17 protein-coding genes are annotated in these 18,473 nt (G+C 73.8%); 10 read left to right on the top strand and 7 right to left on the bottom strand.

Features of this window, described 5'->3' with window-relative positions; genetic code table 11:
- Positions 1 to 24: 24 nt before the first annotated feature.
- Both ACZ4Z2_RS20595 and ACZ4Z2_RS20590 read left to right on the top strand, forming a co-directional pair.
- Positions 25 to 690 carry a hypothetical protein gene (locus ACZ4Z2_RS20595; protein WP_468077976.1) on the top strand — a complete coding sequence of 222 codons (666 nt, stop codon included), beginning with the start codon at positions 25 to 27 and terminating at the stop codon, positions 688 to 690.
- 72 nt (positions 691 to 762) lie between these two features.
- Positions 763 to 1,185: an acyl-CoA thioesterase gene (locus ACZ4Z2_RS20590; RefSeq protein ID WP_468077975.1), complete on the top strand. Its 423-nt coding sequence runs from the start codon at positions 763 to 765 to the stop codon at positions 1,183 to 1,185.
- A 79-nt stretch (positions 1,186 to 1,264) separates the two neighbouring features.
- Here ACZ4Z2_RS20590 and ACZ4Z2_RS20585 read toward each other — a convergent pair whose 3' ends face one another.
- Positions 1,265 to 2,959 carry a peroxidase family protein gene (locus tag ACZ4Z2_RS20585; RefSeq protein WP_468077973.1) on the bottom strand — a complete coding sequence of 565 codons (1,695 nt, stop codon included), beginning with the start codon at positions 2,957 to 2,959 and terminating at the stop codon, positions 1,265 to 1,267.
- A gap of 506 nt (positions 2,960 to 3,465) precedes the next feature.
- Between ACZ4Z2_RS20585 and ACZ4Z2_RS20580 the strand changes: the two genes are divergently transcribed.
- Positions 3,466 to 5,670 (top strand): alpha-N-acetylglucosaminidase, encoded by a 2,205-nt coding sequence (locus tag ACZ4Z2_RS20580; protein ID WP_468077971.1) that lies wholly within the window; start codon positions 3,466 to 3,468, stop codon positions 5,668 to 5,670.
- A 284-nt stretch (positions 5,671 to 5,954) separates the two neighbouring features.
- On the opposite strand, the gene ACZ4Z2_RS20575 is transcribed toward ACZ4Z2_RS20580, so the two are convergent.
- From ACZ4Z2_RS20575 to ACZ4Z2_RS20550, 6 genes are all read right to left on the bottom strand, one after another.
- Positions 5,955 to 7,328: an 8-oxoguanine deaminase gene (locus tag ACZ4Z2_RS20575; protein WP_468077970.1), complete on the bottom strand. Its 1,374-nt coding sequence runs from the start codon at positions 7,326 to 7,328 to the stop codon at positions 5,955 to 5,957.
- Between the two features lie 41 nt (positions 7,329 to 7,369).
- Entirely contained in the window at positions 7,370 to 8,263 is an 894-nt protein-coding gene (pucL, locus tag ACZ4Z2_RS20570) for a factor-independent urate hydroxylase (RefSeq protein ID WP_468077968.1), read from the bottom strand.
- A gap of 5 nt (positions 8,264 to 8,268) precedes the next feature.
- The gene (uraH, locus tag ACZ4Z2_RS20565) at positions 8,269 to 8,673 is read right to left on the bottom strand and encodes a hydroxyisourate hydrolase (RefSeq protein ID WP_468077966.1); all 405 of its coding nucleotides are present in this window, start codon (positions 8,671 to 8,673) and stop codon (positions 8,269 to 8,271) included.
- Positions 8,674 to 8,680: 7 nt separating this feature from the next.
- Positions 8,681 to 9,190: a 2-oxo-4-hydroxy-4-carboxy-5-ureidoimidazoline decarboxylase gene (gene uraD / locus ACZ4Z2_RS20560; RefSeq protein ID WP_468077964.1), complete on the bottom strand. Its 510-nt coding sequence runs from the start codon at positions 9,188 to 9,190 to the stop codon at positions 8,681 to 8,683.
- Between the two features lie 139 nt (positions 9,191 to 9,329).
- Complete coding sequence (locus ACZ4Z2_RS20555; protein WP_468077963.1) at positions 9,330 to 9,707, bottom strand: helix-turn-helix domain-containing protein; 378 nt, start codon at positions 9,705 to 9,707, stop codon at positions 9,330 to 9,332.
- The gene (locus tag ACZ4Z2_RS20550; RefSeq protein ID WP_468077961.1) at positions 9,704 to 9,964 is read right to left on the bottom strand and encodes a YkoF family thiamine-binding protein; all 261 of its coding nucleotides are present in this window, start codon (positions 9,962 to 9,964) and stop codon (positions 9,704 to 9,706) included. The genes ACZ4Z2_RS20555 and ACZ4Z2_RS20550 overlap by 4 nt, the downstream gene beginning before the upstream one ends.
- Positions 9,965 to 10,152: 188 nt before the next feature.
- On the opposite strand from ACZ4Z2_RS20550, the gene ACZ4Z2_RS20545 reads away from it, so the two are divergent.
- The 7 genes from ACZ4Z2_RS20545 (at position 10,153) to hypE (ending at position 18,471) form a co-directional block, all read left to right on the top strand.
- Entirely contained in the window at positions 10,153 to 11,898 is a 1,746-nt protein-coding gene (locus ACZ4Z2_RS20545) for an enoyl-CoA hydratase-related protein (protein ID WP_468077959.1), read from the top strand.
- Positions 11,895 to 12,428, top strand: a complete 534-nt coding sequence (locus ACZ4Z2_RS20540) for a hydrogenase maturation protease (RefSeq protein ID WP_468077957.1) — start codon at positions 11,895 to 11,897, stop codon at positions 12,426 to 12,428. Before ACZ4Z2_RS20545 ends, ACZ4Z2_RS20540 begins: the two co-directional genes overlap by 4 nt.
- Positions 12,429 to 12,892: 464 nt before the next feature.
- Positions 12,893 to 13,636: a hydrogenase nickel incorporation protein HypB gene (gene hypB, locus ACZ4Z2_RS20535; protein WP_468077955.1), complete on the top strand. Its 744-nt coding sequence runs from the start codon at positions 12,893 to 12,895 to the stop codon at positions 13,634 to 13,636.
- Complete coding sequence (gene hypF, locus ACZ4Z2_RS20530; protein ID WP_468077954.1) at positions 13,633 to 15,981, top strand: carbamoyltransferase HypF; 2,349 nt, start codon at positions 13,633 to 13,635, stop codon at positions 15,979 to 15,981. Before hypB ends, hypF begins: the two co-directional genes overlap by 4 nt.
- A 3-nt stretch (positions 15,982 to 15,984) precedes the next feature.
- Positions 15,985 to 16,266, top strand: coding sequence for a HypC/HybG/HupF family hydrogenase formation chaperone (locus tag ACZ4Z2_RS20525; RefSeq protein ID WP_468077952.1), 282 nt, complete (start codon positions 15,985 to 15,987; stop codon positions 16,264 to 16,266).
- Positions 16,263 to 17,408 carry a hydrogenase formation protein HypD gene (gene hypD / locus ACZ4Z2_RS20520; protein ID WP_468077950.1) on the top strand — a complete coding sequence of 382 codons (1,146 nt, stop codon included), beginning with the start codon at positions 16,263 to 16,265 and terminating at the stop codon, positions 17,406 to 17,408. The genes ACZ4Z2_RS20525 and hypD overlap by 4 nt, the downstream gene beginning before the upstream one ends.
- A complete protein-coding gene (hypE, locus tag ACZ4Z2_RS20515) occupies positions 17,401 to 18,471 on the top strand; it encodes a hydrogenase expression/formation protein HypE (RefSeq protein WP_468077948.1) in 1,071 nt (356 codons plus the stop codon). The genes hypD and hypE overlap by 8 nt, the downstream gene beginning before the upstream one ends.
- Positions 18,472 to 18,473: the final 2 nt, after the last annotated feature.

The raw sequence follows: 18,473 nt of genomic DNA, 5'->3' as shown, positions 1-18,473 counted from the left end.
GCTCCGTGGCGAAAGGAGATCCTCGTGACCCGACCGCCGACCGCCGTCCAGCGCCGGATCATCGACGCCGCCGAGCCCGTGACCGGACGGCTCACGGGCACCGAGGCCCAGCTGGCGGCGCTCGTGCGGCGGGGCCTGGCGTTCCGCCACCCGCGCCCGCCGCACGACCACTTCCTCACTCCGGCCGGCCACCGGCTACGCGAGGAGAGGCCGCCTCACGAGGCCGCCGGTCCCGGCGGACCCTCGTCGGCCGCGCCCGCGGCTTCGTCCGGCCCGACCGAGTCGGGCGTGTTCGCGGCCCGGGTGGGCGGCGAGGAGCCCGCCGGGGACGGTCCCGCGCGCGCCCGTGAGGTCCACAGCGCCTGGCAGGGGCTGCTCGAACTGCGGCGGATGACCAACCCGGGCGGCGTCGTCGACCGCCCCTGCGCCTGGGAGCGCGCACATCTCGTACGGGCCGCCGCCCTCGCCCTCGAAGCGGCGGGGCACCGACCGGCGGGCGCGGAGGCGGAAGCCGGCGGCTACCGGGTGCGGGCCACCCCGCAGCCGGAGGCCGTCGCCGTGCACGAGCCGGAGACGGAGGCGCTGCGCGCCTGCGCCGGGACCCTGGCGCAGGCCGGCTGGCACACGAGCGAGCACACCGACCCGCGTTCGCGGGAACGGTATCTGCTGGCGTCGCCCCGGAGGGCGTGACGGGCCACGTGAGCAAGCGCTCAGTAAGCTTGCGTCCGTCCTGTTCGCCGCCGAGGTAGTCGAGGGGTAGTCGTGTCCGAGCCGTTTTCCGTCCCGGTGACCGTCCGGGGGTACGAGACCGACGTACAGGGACACCTCAACCAGAGCGTGTACCTCCAGTACGGGGAGCACGCGCGCTGGTCGCTGCTCCAGGCGGCCGGGATCCGCCAGGCCGACCTGATGGCGCGGGGGGTCGGCCCCGTCGCCCTGGAGACGACGATCAGTTACCGGCGCGAACTGCTCGCCGGCGACGAGGTCGAGGTGACGTGCGGGTTCGTCTGGGGCGAGGGCAAGACCTTCCGGATCGAGCAGACGATCCGCCGGACGGACGGCACGGTGGCCGCCGAGATCACCGGTGTGGGCGGGCTGATGGATCTCAAGGCACGCCGGCTCGTCGCGGACCCCCGCGCGTACTTCAGGGACCTGGCGGACGACCCGAAGCTGTTCGGGCTGTGAGCGCGGCCGACGGCCCGAAGCTGTTCGGGCCGTCAGCGCGGCCCACGGCCCGAACAGCGGTTGGCGGTCGTCCCGCCGCTCAGCCCAGCGGGTTGAGCAGCTTGGGGTCGTTCTCGAAGGCGAACAGCAGCAGGTCCGTCATCGTGAAGCGGCCCTTGCGGTGGGACGGGAGGCTCGGGCGCCAGCCCGGGTGCTTCACGATCGAGACACGGCTGCCCTCCATCGCCCGGTGGAAGACCTCGGCGACGAGTGTGCCGCCGACTCCGGTGAGACGGCCGGGGTGGCGTTCGTTCACCTCGGCCTCGCGCAGCACGTAGAACCACAGCGGGGTGTGCTCCACGACCCGGGCGCGCTCGGCGTCGGTGAGGCCGTCCAGGACGGCTCCGCCGGCGCCCCGCAGGATCTGGTCCTCGGTCAGCCCCTTGATGCCCATCTGCGCGGCCAGCTGCGGCCCGGTGGCCAGCTCGACCATCGCGGCCCGCGTGAGGTTGCGGAACGCGAGGTTGCGCTGGATCGACGGCGGCGCCGGGCGGCCCCGGCCGTCGAAGGTGCCGGTGGGCAGGGTGGCCAACGGGTCGACGAGCAGGGTGTCCAGACGCTTGGCGACGTTGAACTCGCCCTTGGGCACCACCAGATCGTCCCGGCCGGCCTCACCGAAGTCGAAGAGCCTGCGGAAGTCGACGATCCAGTTGCTCGGCAGCCGCAGGTTCTCCCCCGCGTTCGGGTCGTCGAGGTCGCTCAGGTCGTCCGGACCCGGCGTGAGGTTGCCCGCCGTGCCGCTGAACCGGAAGAGCAGGCCCAGCGAGGCGATCGGACCGGGGCCGCCCGCACGGAACACGCTGTTCCACTGGTAGGCCGTCCGCACCATGCTGTGTCCGAGCCGGTAGGCGGCGACGGAGAACTCGATGGGCATCGTCGGCAGGTCCCCGGGCCGGGTGTACCCCGGAACCTCGAAGTGGCGGCGCCCCCGGGTGAAGACGCGGTCGACGATCTCCGGGTCGACGACGCGCGGCAGGAAGTCGGTGCGCAGGACCCACTGGTAGTGCTTGACGACGATCTCCCGGGCCGTCTGGAAGAGCCGGCGCTCGGGTACTCCCTTGTCGGCGAGCAGGTCGACGACGCGGTTGTGGAAGCGGATGAACGCCAGGTGGAGCTGGCCGACGGCGAGGTTCTCGTCGTTGCGCGCGTCCGGGATGAGCGGGGCACGCATGTCGGCCCGGGTGCCGCCGGCCGTCTCACCGGCCCGGGGCAGGTCGAAGCCCTTCTGGTCGGTGTTGGCGGGCGGGAACTCGGGCGGGAAGCCCACGCCGAGAGTGGTACCCGTCCTGAGGCGGCCGTCGGGCTCGTAGAAGCGGGCGCTGCCGGCATGATGCGGGCCCATGCCGTACAGCGAGTCGAGGTCGAGGGCGGGGCTGCGCCCCTGGAGCAGTTCCTCGACCGGGACGGGCTCGCCGAGCCCGACCTGGGTGCGGTCCAGGGTCAGATCGTGGTCGACGAACTGGCCGAGGTAGGTGAAGCCGGCCGGGACCGCGGTCCCCGGCCTTCCCGAGTCCGGGTCGTCGCCGCCCGCGCCGACCGTGGTCATGGCCTGCGCGAGCTTCGCCCGCAGTGTCTCGTCGAGTTGTACCCCCTTCTTGCCGAACCTGGAGAACCTGAAGGCGAGTTGCTGCTCGGCCGCGCTCGGTACGCGCGCGACGGCGTCCCCCTTCTCGAACTCCAGCACCCTGCCGTCGTCGACGACGTAGTAGCTCTCGCGATGGTGTCGACGCACCATGTGTGTCCCCGTTCTGTCCCCCGGACTCCGCGACCCGGCCACAACCGGACGTACCGGTTCCCACCGGACGCGAAGCGATCATTCGGATGAATCCCTGTTTTCCGACAACGTGCCACGTCCGGCGCGGGTTTCCGCCGCGGCACATCCGGGCCCCATCGACGTACGACGGGACGGACGAATGACGTAGCCGGGGCGTAGGGGACGTAGGGGACGTGGAAGATGTGGGGGATACGGGGGACGCCGGGGGCGTCAGGCGTCGACGGCCGCCGGGCTCCGACCGGCGTCATGGGCCGCCCGCGACTCGGCGATGCAGCCGCGGTAGCGCTTCGCCCACACCGCCATCACGCGACAGCCGACAGCCCTGGCAGCGTGACACCCCGGCCGCAGAGTGAGATTCCGGCCGTTCACCCCGGATTCTCCCCCTTGTGGGTGTGTGTCGGTGCGGAAGGGACGTCTCGTCGGGTATCCCTGCCACGGCGTACCCCCCACCCGCTTCCGGAGGCATCATGCCGATCGCCCGCCGTGTTCTGCTCGCCGCCCTCGCCGCCGGTTCGGCGGGGGCGGCGGTGGCCTGTACCGCCGCCCGTGCCACGCCCTCGGACGACGCGCCCCGCGCGGACGGGGACACGGCGGCCACGGCGGCGGCCCGGCGGCTGCTGCCGGACCACTGGCGGCAGATCACGTTCGCCGAGGGGACCGAGCGGGACGCCTTCCACGTCGCGGGACGCACCGGGCACATCACCGTCACCGGCGACACCCCGGCCACCCGGCTCACCGGTCTGAACTGGTACCTGCGGCACATCGCGTACGCCGAGATCAACTGGGCCGGCGAGCAGACCGGCCTCCCCCGCGCCCTGCCCGGCCTCGACGGCACGGTCACCCGACGCGCGAACGTCCCCCACCGCTTCGCCCTGAACGACACCAACGACGGCTACACCGGCGCCTACCTCGACTGGTCGTACTGGGAGCGCGAGCTGGACGTGCTGGCCCTGCACGGCTACAACGAGATCCTCGTCTACGCGGGCGCGGACGCGCTCTACCACCGGGTGTTCCAGGAGTTCGGGTACGGGGAGGAGGAGCTGCGGGAGTGGATCCCGGGCCCCGCCCACCAGCCGTGGTGGCTGCTGCAGAACCTGTCGGCGTTCCCCTCCCCCGTCTCCCGGCAGCTGCTCGACGCCCGCGCCGCGCTCGGCCGCCGGATCGCCGACCGGGTGCGCGAACTGGGCATGACCCCGGTGTTCCCCGGCTACTTCGGCACGGTCCCGCCGGGCTTCGCCGCGCGTGTCCCGGGGGCGCGGACGATCCCGCAGGGCGAGTGGATGGGCTTCGCCCGCCCGGACTGGCTGGACCCTCGCACGGACACCTTCGCGCGGGTGGCGGCGGCCTTCTACCGCACCCAGGACGAGCTGTTCGGCGGGGCGTCGACCCTGTACAAGATGGACCTGCTGCACGAGGGCGGCGACCCGGGCGACGTCCCCGTGGGCGACGCGGCGAAGGGCGTGGAGCGGGCGCTGCGGCGGGCCCGTCCCGACGCCACCTGGGTGATCCTCGGCTGGCAGCACAACCCGCCGCGCGCGATCGTCGACGCCGTCGACAAGGAGCACATGCTGGTCGTCGACGGCCTCTCCGACCGCTTCCCGACGGTCACCGACCGCGAGGCCGACTGGGGCGGCACCCCGTACGCGTTCGGCTCGATCTGGAACTTCGGCGGCCACACCGCGCTCGGCGCCAACACCCGGGACTGGGCGGAGCTGTACGAGACGTGGCGCACCAAACCCGGCAGCGCGCTGCGCGGGATCGCGCTGCTGCCGGAGGCCGCGGACAACAACCCGGCGGCCTTCGCCCTCTTCTCCGAACTCGCTTGGCAAGAGGGAGATTTGAACCTCGAGTCATGGTTCGCCGAGTGGGCGCACGCGCGGTACGGGGACCGTGATCCGCACGCCGAGGCCGCCTGGGACGTCCTGCGCCGGACCGTCTACGGCACCACGCGCGCCGACGGGTGGAGCGAGGGCGCCGACGGCCTGTTCGGCGCCCGCCCGGCACTCACCGTCGTACGGGCCGCCCGCTGGTCGCCCAAGCAGCTCCGGTACACCGCGGCGGACCTGGAGCCCGCCCTCGGTGAACTGCTGCGCGTCCGGGCCGCGTTGCGCACCTCGTCCGCCTACCGCCGGGACCTCCTCGACGTCGCCCGCCAGACCCTGTCCAACCGCAGCCGGGCGCTGCTGCCGCGGATCAAGGAGGCGTACGACGCCCGGGACGCCGCCCGGCTGAAGGAGCTGGCGGAGGACTGGCTGTCCCTGATGGACCTGCTGGACCGGCTGCTCGCCACCGACTCCCGCCATCTGCTGGGCCGTTGGGTCGCCGACGCGCGCGCCTGGGGGGCGGACGCCGCCGAGCGGGAGCGGCTGGCGTACGACAACCTGTCGCTGCTGACCGTGTGGGGCACCCACGAGGGCGCGGACGCGGGGCTGCGCGACTACGCCAACCGGGAGTGGGCGGGCCTGGTCGGCGGCCTGTACCGGCTGCGCTGGTCGACGTACTTCGAGGAGCTGCGGGCCGCGCTCGCCGAGGGCCGGGCGCCGCAGAAGATCGACTGGTTCGCCCTGGAGGATCGCTGGATCCGCGACCCGGGCCCGCTGGCCACCGAGCCCACCGGGGACACGTACACGGTGGCCGCGCAGGTGTGGGAGCGGCTCACGGCACTCTCCTGAGGAGGCCGGGCCCGCGCGTCCGAGCCCGGCCCTTGCATCGAGTGCATCGAGGCCCGGTCCGCTCGTCGAAGCCCGGCCCGCCCGGCGAAGCGCGGCCGCCATGGAGGCGGTCGCACCGTCCCGGGGCGCACCGCTGGTGTGCGCCCCGGGGACGGCCGCCGCGGACCCCGCTCGGGTCCGCGGCTTCCGGCCGAGGGCCGTCCCCCTCGGCCGGAGTCCGGGCGCCGTACGGCACAGGCGGGTGCCGCCACGGCGTCGGCGCGGGGCGGGGCGGGGCGGCCGGGTCAGTCCCCGGCCGCGATCCGGGCCAGCCGCCGGGCCTCGTCCCGTGTGGAGCGGGCGATCGCGTCCTCGTCCACATGCAGCAGGCGGCCGTCCTCCACGACGGCTCGGCCGCCCACCAGCGACAGGGTCACCGGGGCCGCCGCGCCGAAGACCAGGGCGGTCACCGGGTCGGCGATGGAGGCGTGGGCCAGGGTGTCGAGCTTCCACAGGACAAGGTCGGCGAGCTTGCCGGGCTCCAGGGAGCCGATCTCGGCCGCCCGGCCGAGGACCTGGGCGCCGCCGTAGGTGCCGAGGCGTAGCGCCTGGCGGGCGTCGAGGGCGGCTTCGCGGTGGGGGCCGAGGCGGTTGACGAGGAGCGCGTTGCGCAGCTCGGTGTGGAGTTCGCCGGACTCGTTGGAGGCGGTGCCGTCGACGCCGAGGCCGACGGGGACGCCGGCCGCCAGCATGTCGGGGACGCGGGCGATCCCGGCCGCGAGGCGGGCGTTGGAGGAGGGGCAGTGGGCGACACCGGTCCTCGTGCGGGCGAACGTCTCGATGTCGGAGTCGTTCATGTGGACGCAGTGCGCCATCCACACGTCCTCGCCGAGCCAGCCCGTCGACTCGAAGTAGTCGGTCGGGCCCATGCCGAACAGCTCGTGGCAGAACTTCTCCTCCTCGACCGTCTCCGAGCCGTGGGTGTGCAGCCGCACCCCCAGTCGGCGCGCCAACTCGGCGCCCTGCTTGAGCAGTTCGGTCGAGACGGAGAACGGGGAGCAGGGGGCGACGGCCACCTGGGTCATCGCGCCGAAGGAGGCGTCGTGGTGCTCGCGCACGGTCGCCTCGGTGGCGGCGAGCGCGCCGTCGAGGGTCTCGACGGCGAAGTCCGGGGGCAGACCGCCGTCCTTCTCGCTGCGGTCCATGGAGCCCCGGGCGAGGGTGAAGCGGACGCCCGTCTCGCGGGCGGCCCGGATGATGGCGCCCGACAGGTCGCCGGAGCCCTTGGGGAAGACGTAGTGGTGGTCCATCGCGGTCGTCACACCGCCGCGGGCCATCATCGCGAGGGAGCCCTGGGCCGCCGCGTACGTCATCCGCTCGTCGATGCGCGCCCAGGTCGGGTACAGCGCGACGAGCCAGTCGAAGAGGTTGTGGTCGGTGGCGAGGCCCCGGGTGATCCACTGGTAGAAGTGGTGGTGCGTGTTGACCAGGCCGGGGGTCACCAGATGGCCGGTGGCGTCGATCCGGCGTACGACGTCCGTCAGGCCCTCGGGGGCCCGTCCCGCGCCGACCGACTCGATCACGTGGTCCGCCACGACCACATGGCCCGACGCGTGCTCGGTGTCCCGCGCGTCCACGGTCGCGATCGCCGCGTTCTCGATGACGATGCGCTGTGCCATCGTTGTTCGTCCCAACTCCCGGTGTGCGTACCGGGTCCGCGTCAGAGGGTGGTGAGATCGGCCGGGATCCGCGCCTCGACGCCGTCGCGCAGGACGGTCGCCTCGATGAGGCCGTAGGGGCGGTCGGCGGCGAGATACACCTCGTTGTCGTTCTCGAGGCCGAACGGGGCCAGGTCCACCAGGAAGTGGTGCTTGTTCGGCAGGGAGAAGCGGACCTCGTCGATCTCGTCGCGGTGGTCGATGATCCGGGCGCCCATCGCGTAGAGGGTCTGCTGGAGCGAGAGCGAGTACGTCTCGGCGAAGGCCGCCAGCATATGCCGCTTGACCTGCGCGTACGAGGTGTCCCAGGCGGGCATCGGCCGCGCGTCGTCGGTCCAGTTGAAGCGCCAGCGGCCGGAGACCTCGGTGGCGAGGATGCGGTCGTGCGCCTCGGGGAGGGTCGTGTACTTGTCCTTGACGTACCCCCAGAACTCGGAGTCGGTCGAGTTCATGACCGTGAGGTCCTTGAGGCCGGAGACGACCTCCCAGGCCGAGCCGTCGTAGGTGATCTGGGCGAGCCGGGTCTCCTGGCCGGTGCGGACGAAGGAGTGCGCGCCCTTCCCGGAGTGCTCGACGCGCTCCCAGGAGTACTCCTCGATCCGGATGCGGGCCCGGTGGATGGCCGGCTGGGAGGTCACGAAGTGGCGGGCGAGATGGATGCCGAACTGCTCGGCGGACTCGATGCCGTGCTCCTTGGCGAAGGCGTACACCGTGTTCTTGGTGGTGTCCGTCGGCAGGACGTTCGCGTTGGAGCCGGAGAGGTGGACCTCGTCCATGTCGCCGGAGAGGGACACGGAGACGTTCAGGTCCTTGATGTGGTGGGTGGCGCCGTCCCTCGTGATGCGTACGACGCGGTTCTCGGCCTTGCCGTACTGGTTCTGTCCAAGAGTGGGCATGCGTGCTAACTCCCTCGGTATACGGAGTAGCCGAACGGGTTGAGCAGCAGCGGTACGTGGTAGTGCTCGCCGGGCTGGACGGCGAACGTGATGACCACCTCGGGGAAGAACACACCGCTGTCCCGATGCGCGGGGGCGTCCTGCTGTGCCTCGGCTTGCTGGGTCCCGGCCTGCCTGGCCTGGAAGTACGGCTCCACCGCGAAGTCGAGCCGTACGTGGGTCGTCCCTTCCGGCGGCGCCGGGAGGTCCTTGCACCGGCCGTCGGCGTCGGTCGCGGAACCGCCGAGGTCCTGCCAGTCCGCGTCGCGTCCCGGACGGGCGGCGAGGCGGACGGCGACCCCGGGGGCGGGGCGGCCGACGCTGGTGTCCAGGATGTGCGTGGACACGGAGGCCGTGGTGCTGGTGCTCATGCTGCTCTCAGTCCTCTTCGACCAGTCGGGTCAGGCGGATGCGGTTGATCTTGCCGAGTTCGACGCGGACGATCTCCCGTTCCTCCTCCGGCGTGTTGCCGATGCGTTCCCTGACCGCGTCGCGCATCTGCTCGCCGGTGCGGCCGGTGGCGCAGATCAGGAAGACATGGCCGAACTTCTCCTGGTAGGCCAGGTTCAGTTCGAGCATCTCCGTCTTCAGCGCCTCGGGGGCGCCGGCCATGCCGCGCTGCTCCCTGGCGGAGGTCGCGTCGCCCGGTGTGGGACGGCCGATCGGCGGGTGTCCGGCCATCGCCTCCGCCAGGTCCTCGGCGGTCAGCTCCGCCATGGCGGCGTCACTCGCGTCGAGGAGGTCGCCGACGGTGGCGTACGGCCGGCCGGCGAGGAGTCTGCGCCCCCATTCCGCCGAGGCGCACGCCTCGTGGAGCGCGGCGACGGCGGCGTGCTTCTCCAGGGTGTTGAACCGGGCGAGGCCCGGCGTCGAGGAACGCGAAGTCACGGGAGCCTCCGTGGCCGTGGTGCGGGACTGGCTACGGCAAGCTAACGCCCCGCGACGACACCGCGTCAACAGTTTGTTGAAAAAACACGTGGGCGTCGCCGGCCTGCCGCTGCCCGAGGGGACCGCCCTCAGCCGCTCCTCAGCCCCCCTTGGCCGGGTTCTCCCTGTTCAGATAGTTGTAGACGGTGAAGCGGCTGACGCCGAGGGCGCTCGCGACGGTCTCCACGCCGTGCCGCACGGAGAACGCGCCGCGCGCCTCCAGTGTTCGTACGATCTCCTGCTTGGTCCTGCGGTCGAGGTCGGCGAGGGCCTTGCCGTGCTTGCGCTCCAGCGCGGCGAGGATGTGGTCCAGCGACTCGGCGAGCTGCGGCAGCCGTACGGCGACGACGTCGGCGCCCTGCCAGGACAGCACGACGTCGTCGGGGCCGGCCTCGCCCGGCGGCAGCAGGACCCCGCCCATCGCGTCGACCAGCGGCTTGACGGCCGCGACGAAGGGGTCGTCCCCGGCGGCGGTCACCCCTGCCCCTCCCCGCTCTCCCCGACCACGTTGACCTGGAGCGAGACCCGGGTGGCGCCCGCCTCCAGGGCCCGGCGCAGCAGCGCGTCGACCGCGGTGAGGACGGCGTCGGCGCCGCCCTCGGCGGTGTTGCCGAAGGGGCCCACGTCGACGGCGTCCAGCTCGGCGGCCTCGATGACGTCCCGGGCGACCAGCGCGTGCCGGGGCGGCTCGTCCAGGTCGAACGGCTCGGTGGTGAACTCCACTCGCAATCGCACTACGCCCCCATGACCTCGGATCCGACCCGCGCGTTCTGTCATCACACCGGCGGTGTGCCGCAGCCGCTCCGACACGACCTTAACGGCGACCGGGTCCCGCCGAGCACGCCGGCGTCGGGAGGTGAGCCCGGGCGAAACGCCGCGGTGGTCCTTCGTGAGCCTCCCGTGACCGGTCACCATTCCCCCTCATGGACATCCTGCTCGTAGCCAGCGCGTTCAACAGCCTCTCCCAGCGGGTGCACGCGGAACTGTCCGACCGGGGCCACCGGGTCGACGTCGTTCTGGCCACGCACGGCACCGACGCGGTCGTGGCCGCCGTGCGCGCGTCGCCCCCGGACCTGATCGTCGCCCCGATGCTGCGGACGGCGCTGCCCGAGGAGGTCTGGCGGGAGCACACCTGCCTCATCGTGCACCCGGGACCGCCCGGCGACCGCGGCCCGTCCTCCCTGGACTGGGCGATCACCGAGGGGGCGCCCCAGTGGGGCGTGACGGTCCTGCAGGCCGAGGCGGGGATGGACGCCGGTGACGTCTGGGCCGCCGTGTCCTTCCCGGTGCCGCCCGTCGGCAAGAGCGACCTGTACCGGGGCGAGGTCGCCGACGCCGCCTCGGCCGCCGTCCTGCTGGCCGTCCGGCGGTACGCCGAGGGGTCCTTCAAGCCGCGGCCGCAGACCGATCCCGGGATCCGGGTGGTGTGGCGGGACTTCCTCCGTCAGGAGCGGCGCCGGATCGACTGGGAGAACGACAGCACGGAGACGGTGCTGAGCAAGCTCCGCGCGGCCGACTCGCAGCCGGGCGTCCTCGACGAACTTTTCGGCCGGGAGGTGTTCCTGCACGGCGGGCACCCCGAGGACCGCCTCCGCGGCGCTCCCGGCGAACTGCTGGCGACGCGGGCCGGCGCGGTCTGCCGGGCCACCCGGGACGGCGCGGTGTGGATCCCCGAACTGCGCCCCCGCAAAGGTTCCGGCGACCCGGCGCCGTTCCGCCGCCCCGCGGAATCGGTGCTCGCCGGCTTCGCCGCCCCGCCCGGCGCCACCGGGACCGCGCCCGGCCCCGACGGCCGGCCGCCGCGGCTGCCCGTGAGTGCCGTACCGCTGGAACTGCCCGCGGACCGGCGCACCTTCTGCGACATCCGGTACCGGCTGCGGGGCGACGTGGGGTTCCTCGACTTCTCGTTCCCCGGGGGCGCCATGAGCACCGACCACTGCCGCCGGCTGCTCGACGCCTACCGGTACGCGCTCGCCCGCCCCACCCCGGTGCTGGTGCTCGGCGGGTCCCGCGACTTCTTCTCCAACGGCATCCATCTGGGCGTCATCGAGGCGTCCAACGACCCGGCGGCGGAGTCCTGGGCCAACCTCAACGCCATGAACGACCTGGTCGAGGCGGTGCTGCGCACCACCGACCGCCTGGTGGTGGCGGCGCTCGGCGGCAACGCGGCGGCCGGCGGCGTGATGCTCGCCCTGGCCGCCGACGAGGTGTGGTGCCGCGAGGGCGCCGTCCTCAACCCGCACTACCGGCGCATGGGCCTGTACGGGTCGGAGTACTGGACGTACACCCTTCCCCGCCGGGTCGGGGCGGAGACGGCCGAGCGGCTGACCGGCGAGGCGCTGCCGGTGAGCACCGCGACCGCCGCGCGGCTCGGGCTGGTGGACCGTTCGCTGCCGGTCCCGCCCCAGGGGTTCGCGGCCGAGGTGGAGCGCAGGGCCGCGTCGCTGGCCGACGCCCCGGACCTCGCCGCGCGGATCACCGCGAAGACCGCGGCCCGCCGCGCGGACGAGGAGCGGCGGCCCCTCGACGAGTACCGGCGGGCCGAACTCGAGCGGATGCACGCCGTCTTCTTCGATCCGCGCGCCCCGTACCACGCCCTGCGGTCGGCGTTCGTCCGCAAGCTCGCGCACGGCTCCGCCCGGCCCCTGGCCACGGAGGGCGTGCGATGAGCGGGCGCCTGCTGGTGGCGGGCGTCGGCAACATCTTCCTCGCGGACGACGCCTTCGGACCCGAGGTGGTCCGCGCCCTGGAGGGGCGACCGCTGCCGCCCGAGGTGCGGGTGCGGGACTTCGGCATCCGCGGCATGGACCTCGCCTACGAACTGCTCGGCGGCTACGACACGGCCCTGCTGGTCGACGCCTCCGTCCGGGGCCACCGGCCCGGCACCCTGTCGCTGGTCGAACCGGAACTCCCCGACCGCGCCCACGGCGGCCCGCCGCCCGAGGCACACGGCATGGACCCGGCGAAGGTCCTGTCCCTGGCCGCGCACCTCGGCGACGAGCCGCTCCCCCGGGTGCTGGTGCTCGCCTGCGAGCCGGAGGTGCTGCCGAACGGTGACGAGGACATCGCCCCGGGTGTCAGCGCGACGGTGCGCGACGCCGTCGCGCGCGCCGTCACGGCGCTGCACGTCCTGGTCCCGGCCCTGCTCGCCGACCCGGCGGCGACACCCACGCTGACCCCGGCGGCGACGCCCGGGTGACCCCGGCGGGGACGCCCGGGTGATCCCGCAAGGACGCCCGCGCTGACCCCGGCGGCGACACCCCGATGAACCCTGCGGGGACGCCCGGGTGATCCCTGCGGGGACGCCCGGGTGATCCCGGCGGGGACGCCCGCGCTGAACCCGGCGGGGACGCCCGCGCTGAACCCGGCGGCGACACCCGCGCTGACCCCGGCGGCGACACCCGCGCTGACCCCGGCGGCGACGCCCGGATGATCCCGGGGGGGACGCCCGGGTGATCCCGCAAGGACGCCCGCGCTGACCCCGGCGGCGACACCCCGATGAACCCGGCGGGGACGCCCGGGTGATCCCGGCGGGGACGCCACGTTGAGCCGCCCGGACGAATCCCCGGGCCCGTCAGCGGCCCGTCTCCCCCGCCCGGTGACCCGCGGCGCGCAGGATCGGCAGCGGTCCGACGCACCCGACCCCTCGCGAGGAGCTGCGCCATGTGCGAGTCCGTGGACGACGTCACCCAGGCCGTCCTGGCGAAGAACGACGGGCTGGCCGCGAGCCTGCGCGACGAACTCGCCGGACGCGGAGTGACCGTGGTGAACCTGCTGTCCAGCCCCGGCAGCGGCAAGACCGAGCTACTCGGCCGGGTGCTGGCCCGGGCGGTCGAGCGCGGTGTCCCGGTGGCCGCGCTGACCGCTGACCTGGCGACCGAGAACGACGCCCGCAGGCTCGCCCGCTCGGGGGCACCGGTGAAGCAGTTGCTGACCGACGGGCTGTGCCATCTGGAGGCCCGGCAGTTGCGCGGCCACGTGGAGAGCTGGCTGCCCGCCGACACGTCACTGCTGTTCGTGGAGAACGTCGGCAACCTCGTCTGCCCCGCCTCCTACGACCTGGGGGAGAGCCTGCGGATCGTCCTGATGGCGGTGACGGAGGGCGAGGACAAGCCGCTGAAGTACCCCACGGCCTTCGGCTCCGCCCAGCTCGTGGTGCTCACCAAGACCGACCTCGCCGGGGTCGCCGGATTCGACGAGTCCGCCTTCCGCGCCCACGTCCAGCGGGTCAACCCGGGGGTGGAGGTGGTGCGGTCCTGCGCCCGGGGCGGCGAGGGCGTCGACACCGTCCTGGAGCGGGTGCTCGCGGTGCGGGACGGAGCGCCCGTCCACCGGCCTCCCCTGGCACCGCGCCCGCACAGCCACGGGGACGCCGCACCCGGCCTGGCGGCCGGCCGCGTCTCGTGACGGCGCCCGCCACCCGTGCCCCGCGCGCCACCGGCGGCGAGCGGACGGTGCGCCGGCGGGTCACGGTGCGCGGCACGGTGCAGGGCGTGGGCTTCCGCCCGTTCGTCCACCGCCTGGCCACCGACCTGGAGCTGGCCGGGTTCGTGGGCAACACGGCGGACGGTGTGCTCATCGAGGTGGAGGGCCCGCCGGACGGCATCGCCCGCTTCTGCGACCGACTGGCCGCCGAGCCGCCGCCGTTGGCCGCCGTCACCGCCGTCGGCGTCGAGGACCTGCCCGTCACCGGCACCGACGACGCCTTCACGATCCGTACCACCGACCGGTCCCCGGGCCGCACCCTGCTCCCGCCGGACGTGGCGACCTGCGCGGACTGCCTGCGGGAGCTGGCCGATCCGGCCGACCGCCGGCACCGGCACCCCTTCGTCACCTGCACCCACTGCGGGCCCCGCTTCACCATCGCCACCGGGATGCCGTACGACCGGGCGGTCACCACCATGGCCGCGTTCCCCCTGTGTCCGGCCTGCGCCCGCGAGTACGCCGATCCCGGAGACCGCCGCTTCCACGCCCAGCCCGTCGCCTGCCCCGACTGCGGGCCCCGGCTGCGCCTGGTGCCCGCGCCGGGCGGCGGTGTCCGGCCGGCCCGGGACGCCGGCGCCCTCGCGGCGGCCCGCGCGCTGCTGGCCACCGGCAGGATCGTCGCCGTCAAGGGCCTGGGCGGCTACCACCTGGCGTGCGACGCCACCGACGCGAGCGCCGTCGACACGCTGCGCGCCCGCAAGGCGCGCGGCGGCAAGCCGTTCGCGGTGATGTGTGCGGACCTCGACACCGTACGGCGGTTCGCCGCCGTCTCCGCGGCCGAGGAGGCGACGCTCACCGGCCCCCGGCGCCCGATCGCGCTGCTGCGCCCACGCGCGGGGCAGCAGGTGCTCGCGCCCGGTGTGTGCCCCGGCAGCCCGCACGTCGGCGTGATGCTGCCGTACACCCCGCTGCACACCCTGCTGTTCGGGTTGCCCGGCGATCCGCCGGGCCCGCGCGTGCTGGTGATGACGAGCGGCAACCGCTCCGGGGAACCGATCGTGACGGACGACGACGAGGCGCTGACCCGGCTGGCGGGGCTCGCGGACGCCTGGCTCGCCCACGACCGGGAGGTCTCCGCGCCGTGCGACGACTCCCTGCTGCGGGTGCGCGCCGACGGCACCGAGCAGGTGCTGCGCCGGTCCCGGGGATATGTACCGCGCCCGCTGCGGCTGCCGGTGGCGGTGCGGCCCGCGCTCGCGGTGGGCGGCGACCTGAAGAACGCCCTGTGCGTCGGCGAGGGCGACCAGGCGTGGTTCGGCCCGCACATCGGCGACATGGGCGACCTGACCACGCTGGAGGCGGCCCGGCGGGCGGAGACGCGGATGCGGAGCCTGACCGGCGTCAGCCCCGAGCTGGTCGCCGCGGACCGGCACCCCGGCTACCACTCCGCCCGGTGGGCCGCCCGGCTGGCCGGGGGCAGACCCGTGCTGGTCCAGCACCACCACGCGCACATCGCCTCGGCGATGGCCGAGCACGGCCTCGACGGCACGACACCCGTCATCGGCGTCGCGTTCGACGGCACGGGCTACGGCGACGACGGCACCGTCTGGGGCGGTGAGATCCTGCTCGCCGACTACGCCGGCCACCGGCGCCTCGCCCACCTGGCCCCCGCCCCGCTGCCCGGCGGTGACGCGGGCGTGGCCAACCCGTGCCGCCTCGCACTGGCCCGGCTGTGGGCCGCGGGCCTGCCGTGGGACACGGACCTGCCCTGCGTGACCGCCTGCACCCCCGATGAACTCCACGTGCTGGAGCGCCAGTTGACGCGGGGGCTGGCCTGTGTGGCGACGTCCAGCATGGGCCGGCTCTTCGACGCCGTGTCGTCCCTCGCCGGGGTGTGCCACCGGGCGGGGTACGAGGCCCAGGCCGCCCTGGAACTGGAGGCCGCGGCGGCCTCCGTCTGGGACGCCGACACCTCGGCGTACGCCTTCGGTGTCGCCGCCGGTGTGTGGGATCCCGCGCCCGTACTGCGCGCGCTCGTCGCCGATCTGCGCCGGGGCACCCCGGCGGCCGTGCTCGCTGCGCGCTTCCACCGGGGCGTCGCGCGGGCCGTCGTGGAGAGCTGCCGGGGGGCGCGCCGGGACACCGGCCTGGCCGTCGTCGCCCTGAGCGGCGGCGTCTTCGCCAACGCCCTGCTGGAGGAGGAGTGCGCGCGGCTGCTGGCCGGGGCGGGCTTCACGGTGCTGCGGCACGGCGAGGTGCCGCCGAACGACGGCGGACTGGCCCTCGGCCAACTGGTGGTCGCGGCTCACCTACGACAAGAGGAGTGACCCATGTGCTTGGCAGTGCCCGGCAAGGTCGTGGACATCGACGACAGCGCCGACCCCCTCACCGGGCTGATCGACTTCGGCGGTGTGCAGAAGCGGGCGTGCCTGGAGTACGTGCCCGACGTACGGGTGGGTGAGTACGTCATCGTGCACGTCGGGTTCGCGCTCCAGCGCCTGGACGAGGAGTCGGCCCTGGCGTCCTTGAAGCTGTTCGAGGAACTGGGGCTGCTGGAGGAGGAGTTCGGTGACGCCTGGGAGCAGGCGGCGAAGGAGGCGGGAACCGCGTGAAGTACATCGACGAGTTCAACGACCCCGCTCTGGCGCGGCGGCTGCTGGACGAGATCCGTGCCACCGCCACCCGGCCGTGGGCCCTGATGGAGGTGTGCGGCGGGCAGACCCACTCGATCGTCCGGCACGGCATCGACCGTCTGCTGCCCGACGAGGTGGAGCTGATCCACGGGCCCGGCTGCCCCGTGTGCGTGACGCCGTTGGAGGTCATCGACAAGGCGCTGGAGATCGCCTCCCGCCCCGGGGTGATCTTCTGCTCCTTCGGGGACATGCTGCGGGTGCCCGGCACCGACCGGGACCTGTTCCGGGTCAAGGGCGGGGGCGGCGACGTCCGCGTGGTGTACTCGCCGCTCGACGCGCTGGAGCTGGCCCGCCGCAACCCGGACCGGGAGGTGGTCTTCTTCGCCATCGGCTTCGAGACCACGGCACCCGCCAACGCGATGGCCGTGCACCAGGCGCGCCGCCTGGGCCTGACCAACTTCAGCCTGCTGGTGTCGCACGTACGGGTGCCCCCGGCCGTCGAGGCCATCATGACGGCGCCCTCATGCCGGGTGCAGGGCTTCCTGGCCGCCGGGCACGTGTGCAGCGTGATGGGCACGGCCGAGTACCCGGAGCTGGCCGAGCGGTTCCGCGTCCCGATCGTGGTGACCGGCTTCGAACCGCTGGACATCCTGGAGGGCATCCGCCGCGCGGTCCGTCAGCTGGAGCGCGGTGAGCACCGGGTGGAGAACGCCTACGCGCGTGCCGTACGGGACGAGGGCAATCCGGCCGCCGTCCGCATGATCGAGGAGGTGTTCGAGGTCACCGACCGCAACTGGCGGGGCATCGGACGCATCCCCGCGAGTGGCTGGCGGCTCACCGACGCCTTCCGCGCGTACGACGCCGAGCACCGCTTCGACGTCACCGGCATCCGTACCGAGGAGCCGGCCGAGTGCCGCAGCGGCGAGGTGCTGCAAGGGCTGATCAAGCCCACGGAGTGCGCCGCGTTCGGCACCACCTGCACCCCGCGCACCCCGCTCGGCGCCACGATGGTGTCCAGCGAGGGTGCCTGCGCGGCGTACTACCTGTACCGCCGGATGAACGACGGCCCGACGCCGCAGGCCGCTGCGGTCGCGCGGGAGGAGATGAACCCCGTTGCCTGAACAACTCGCCGATGTGGTCGATCCGTCCGCCTGGACCTGTCCCGCTCCCCTGCGCGACCAGCCGGTCGTGGTGATGGGGCACGGCGGAGGGGGTGCGCTGTCGGCGGAACTGGTCGAGCAGGTCTTCGCCCCCGCCTACGGCAACGCCGTCCTGGCCTCGCTCGCCGACTCCGCCGTCCTCGAACTCGGGGGCGCGCGGCTGGCGTTCTCCACCGACTCCTATGTGGTCCGGCCGCTGTTCTTCCCCGGTGGCTGCCTGGGTGATCTCGCGGTCAACGGCACCGTCAACGACCTGGCGATGAGCGGTGCCCGGCCCGCGTATCTGTCCTCCGCGTTCGTGCTGGAGGAGGGCGTGGAGCTGACGGTGGTGGAGCGGATCGCGCGCGCCATGGGCGCGGCGGCCGAGGCCGCCGGCGTCCTGGTCGCCACGGGCGACACCAAGGTGGTGGAGTCCGGACACGGCGACGGGGTGTACGTCACGACCGCCGGGGTGGGTCTCGTCCCGGAGGGCGTGGACATCCGGCCGCAGCGGGCGCGGCCGGGGGACGCGGTCATCGTCAGCGGGCCCATCGGTCTGCACGGGGTGGCGATCATGAGCGTGCGGGAGGGGCTGGAGTTCGGGGTGGACGTCGCCAGCGACACGGCGCCGCTCGCGGACCTGGTCGCGGCGATGCTGGCCGTCACCCCCGACATCCATGTGCTGCGCGATCCCACCAGGGGCGGCCTCGCGGCGTCCCTGAACGAGATCGCCCGGGCCTCGGGGACCGGCGTCCGGCTCCAGGAGCGTGCCATTCCGGTGCCGGACGCGGTGGCCAACGCCTGCGGTTTCCTCGGGCTGGACCCCCTGTACGTCGCCAACGAGGGGCGGCTTGTGGCCTTCGTGCCGCCGTCGGCGGCGGAGGAGGTGCTGGCGGCGATGCGTGCCCATCCGCGGGGCGCCGGGGCCACGCTGATCGGCGAGTGCGTCGCCGACCATCCGGGGATGGTCGTGGTCGCCACCGGTCTCGGCGGCACACGGGTGGTGGACCTGCCGCTCGGCGAGCAGCTGCCGCGCATCTGCTGAGG

Source organism: Streptomyces sp. NPDC030183 (genome assembly GCF_055573455.1).
Note: the sequence above shows the minus strand (reverse complement) of the source record. Positions and strands in the feature narration are given on the sequence as shown.

What these genes read in the sequence shown, in the direction of transcription:
- pucL (WP_468077968.1), bottom strand. Translation starts at nt 8,263, where the DNA reads ATGCCCACTCTTGGACAGAACCAGTACGGCAAGGCCGAGAACCGCGTC.
- ACZ4Z2_RS20580 (WP_468077971.1), top strand. Translation starts at nt 3,466, where the DNA reads ATGCCGATCGCCCGCCGTGTTCTGCTCGCCGCCCTCGCCGCCGGTTCG.
- ACZ4Z2_RS20545 (WP_468077959.1), top strand. Translation starts at nt 10,153, where the DNA reads ATGGACATCCTGCTCGTAGCCAGCGCGTTCAACAGCCTCTCCCAGCGG.
- uraH (WP_468077966.1), bottom strand. Translation starts at nt 8,673, where the DNA reads ATGAGCACCAGCACCACGGCCTCCGTGTCCACGCACATCCTGGACACC.
- ACZ4Z2_RS20585 (WP_468077973.1), bottom strand. Translation starts at nt 2,959, where the DNA reads ATGGTGCGTCGACACCATCGCGAGAGCTACTACGTCGTCGACGACGGC.
- ACZ4Z2_RS20540 (WP_468077957.1), top strand. Translation starts at nt 11,895, where the DNA reads ATGAGCGGGCGCCTGCTGGTGGCGGGCGTCGGCAACATCTTCCTCGCG.
- hypB (WP_468077955.1), top strand. Translation starts at nt 12,893, where the DNA reads ATGTGCGAGTCCGTGGACGACGTCACCCAGGCCGTCCTGGCGAAGAAC.
- ACZ4Z2_RS20575 (WP_468077970.1), bottom strand. Translation starts at nt 7,328, where the DNA reads ATGGCACAGCGCATCGTCATCGAGAACGCGGCGATCGCGACCGTGGAC.
- ACZ4Z2_RS20525 (WP_468077952.1), top strand. Translation starts at nt 15,985, where the DNA reads ATGTGCTTGGCAGTGCCCGGCAAGGTCGTGGACATCGACGACAGCGCC.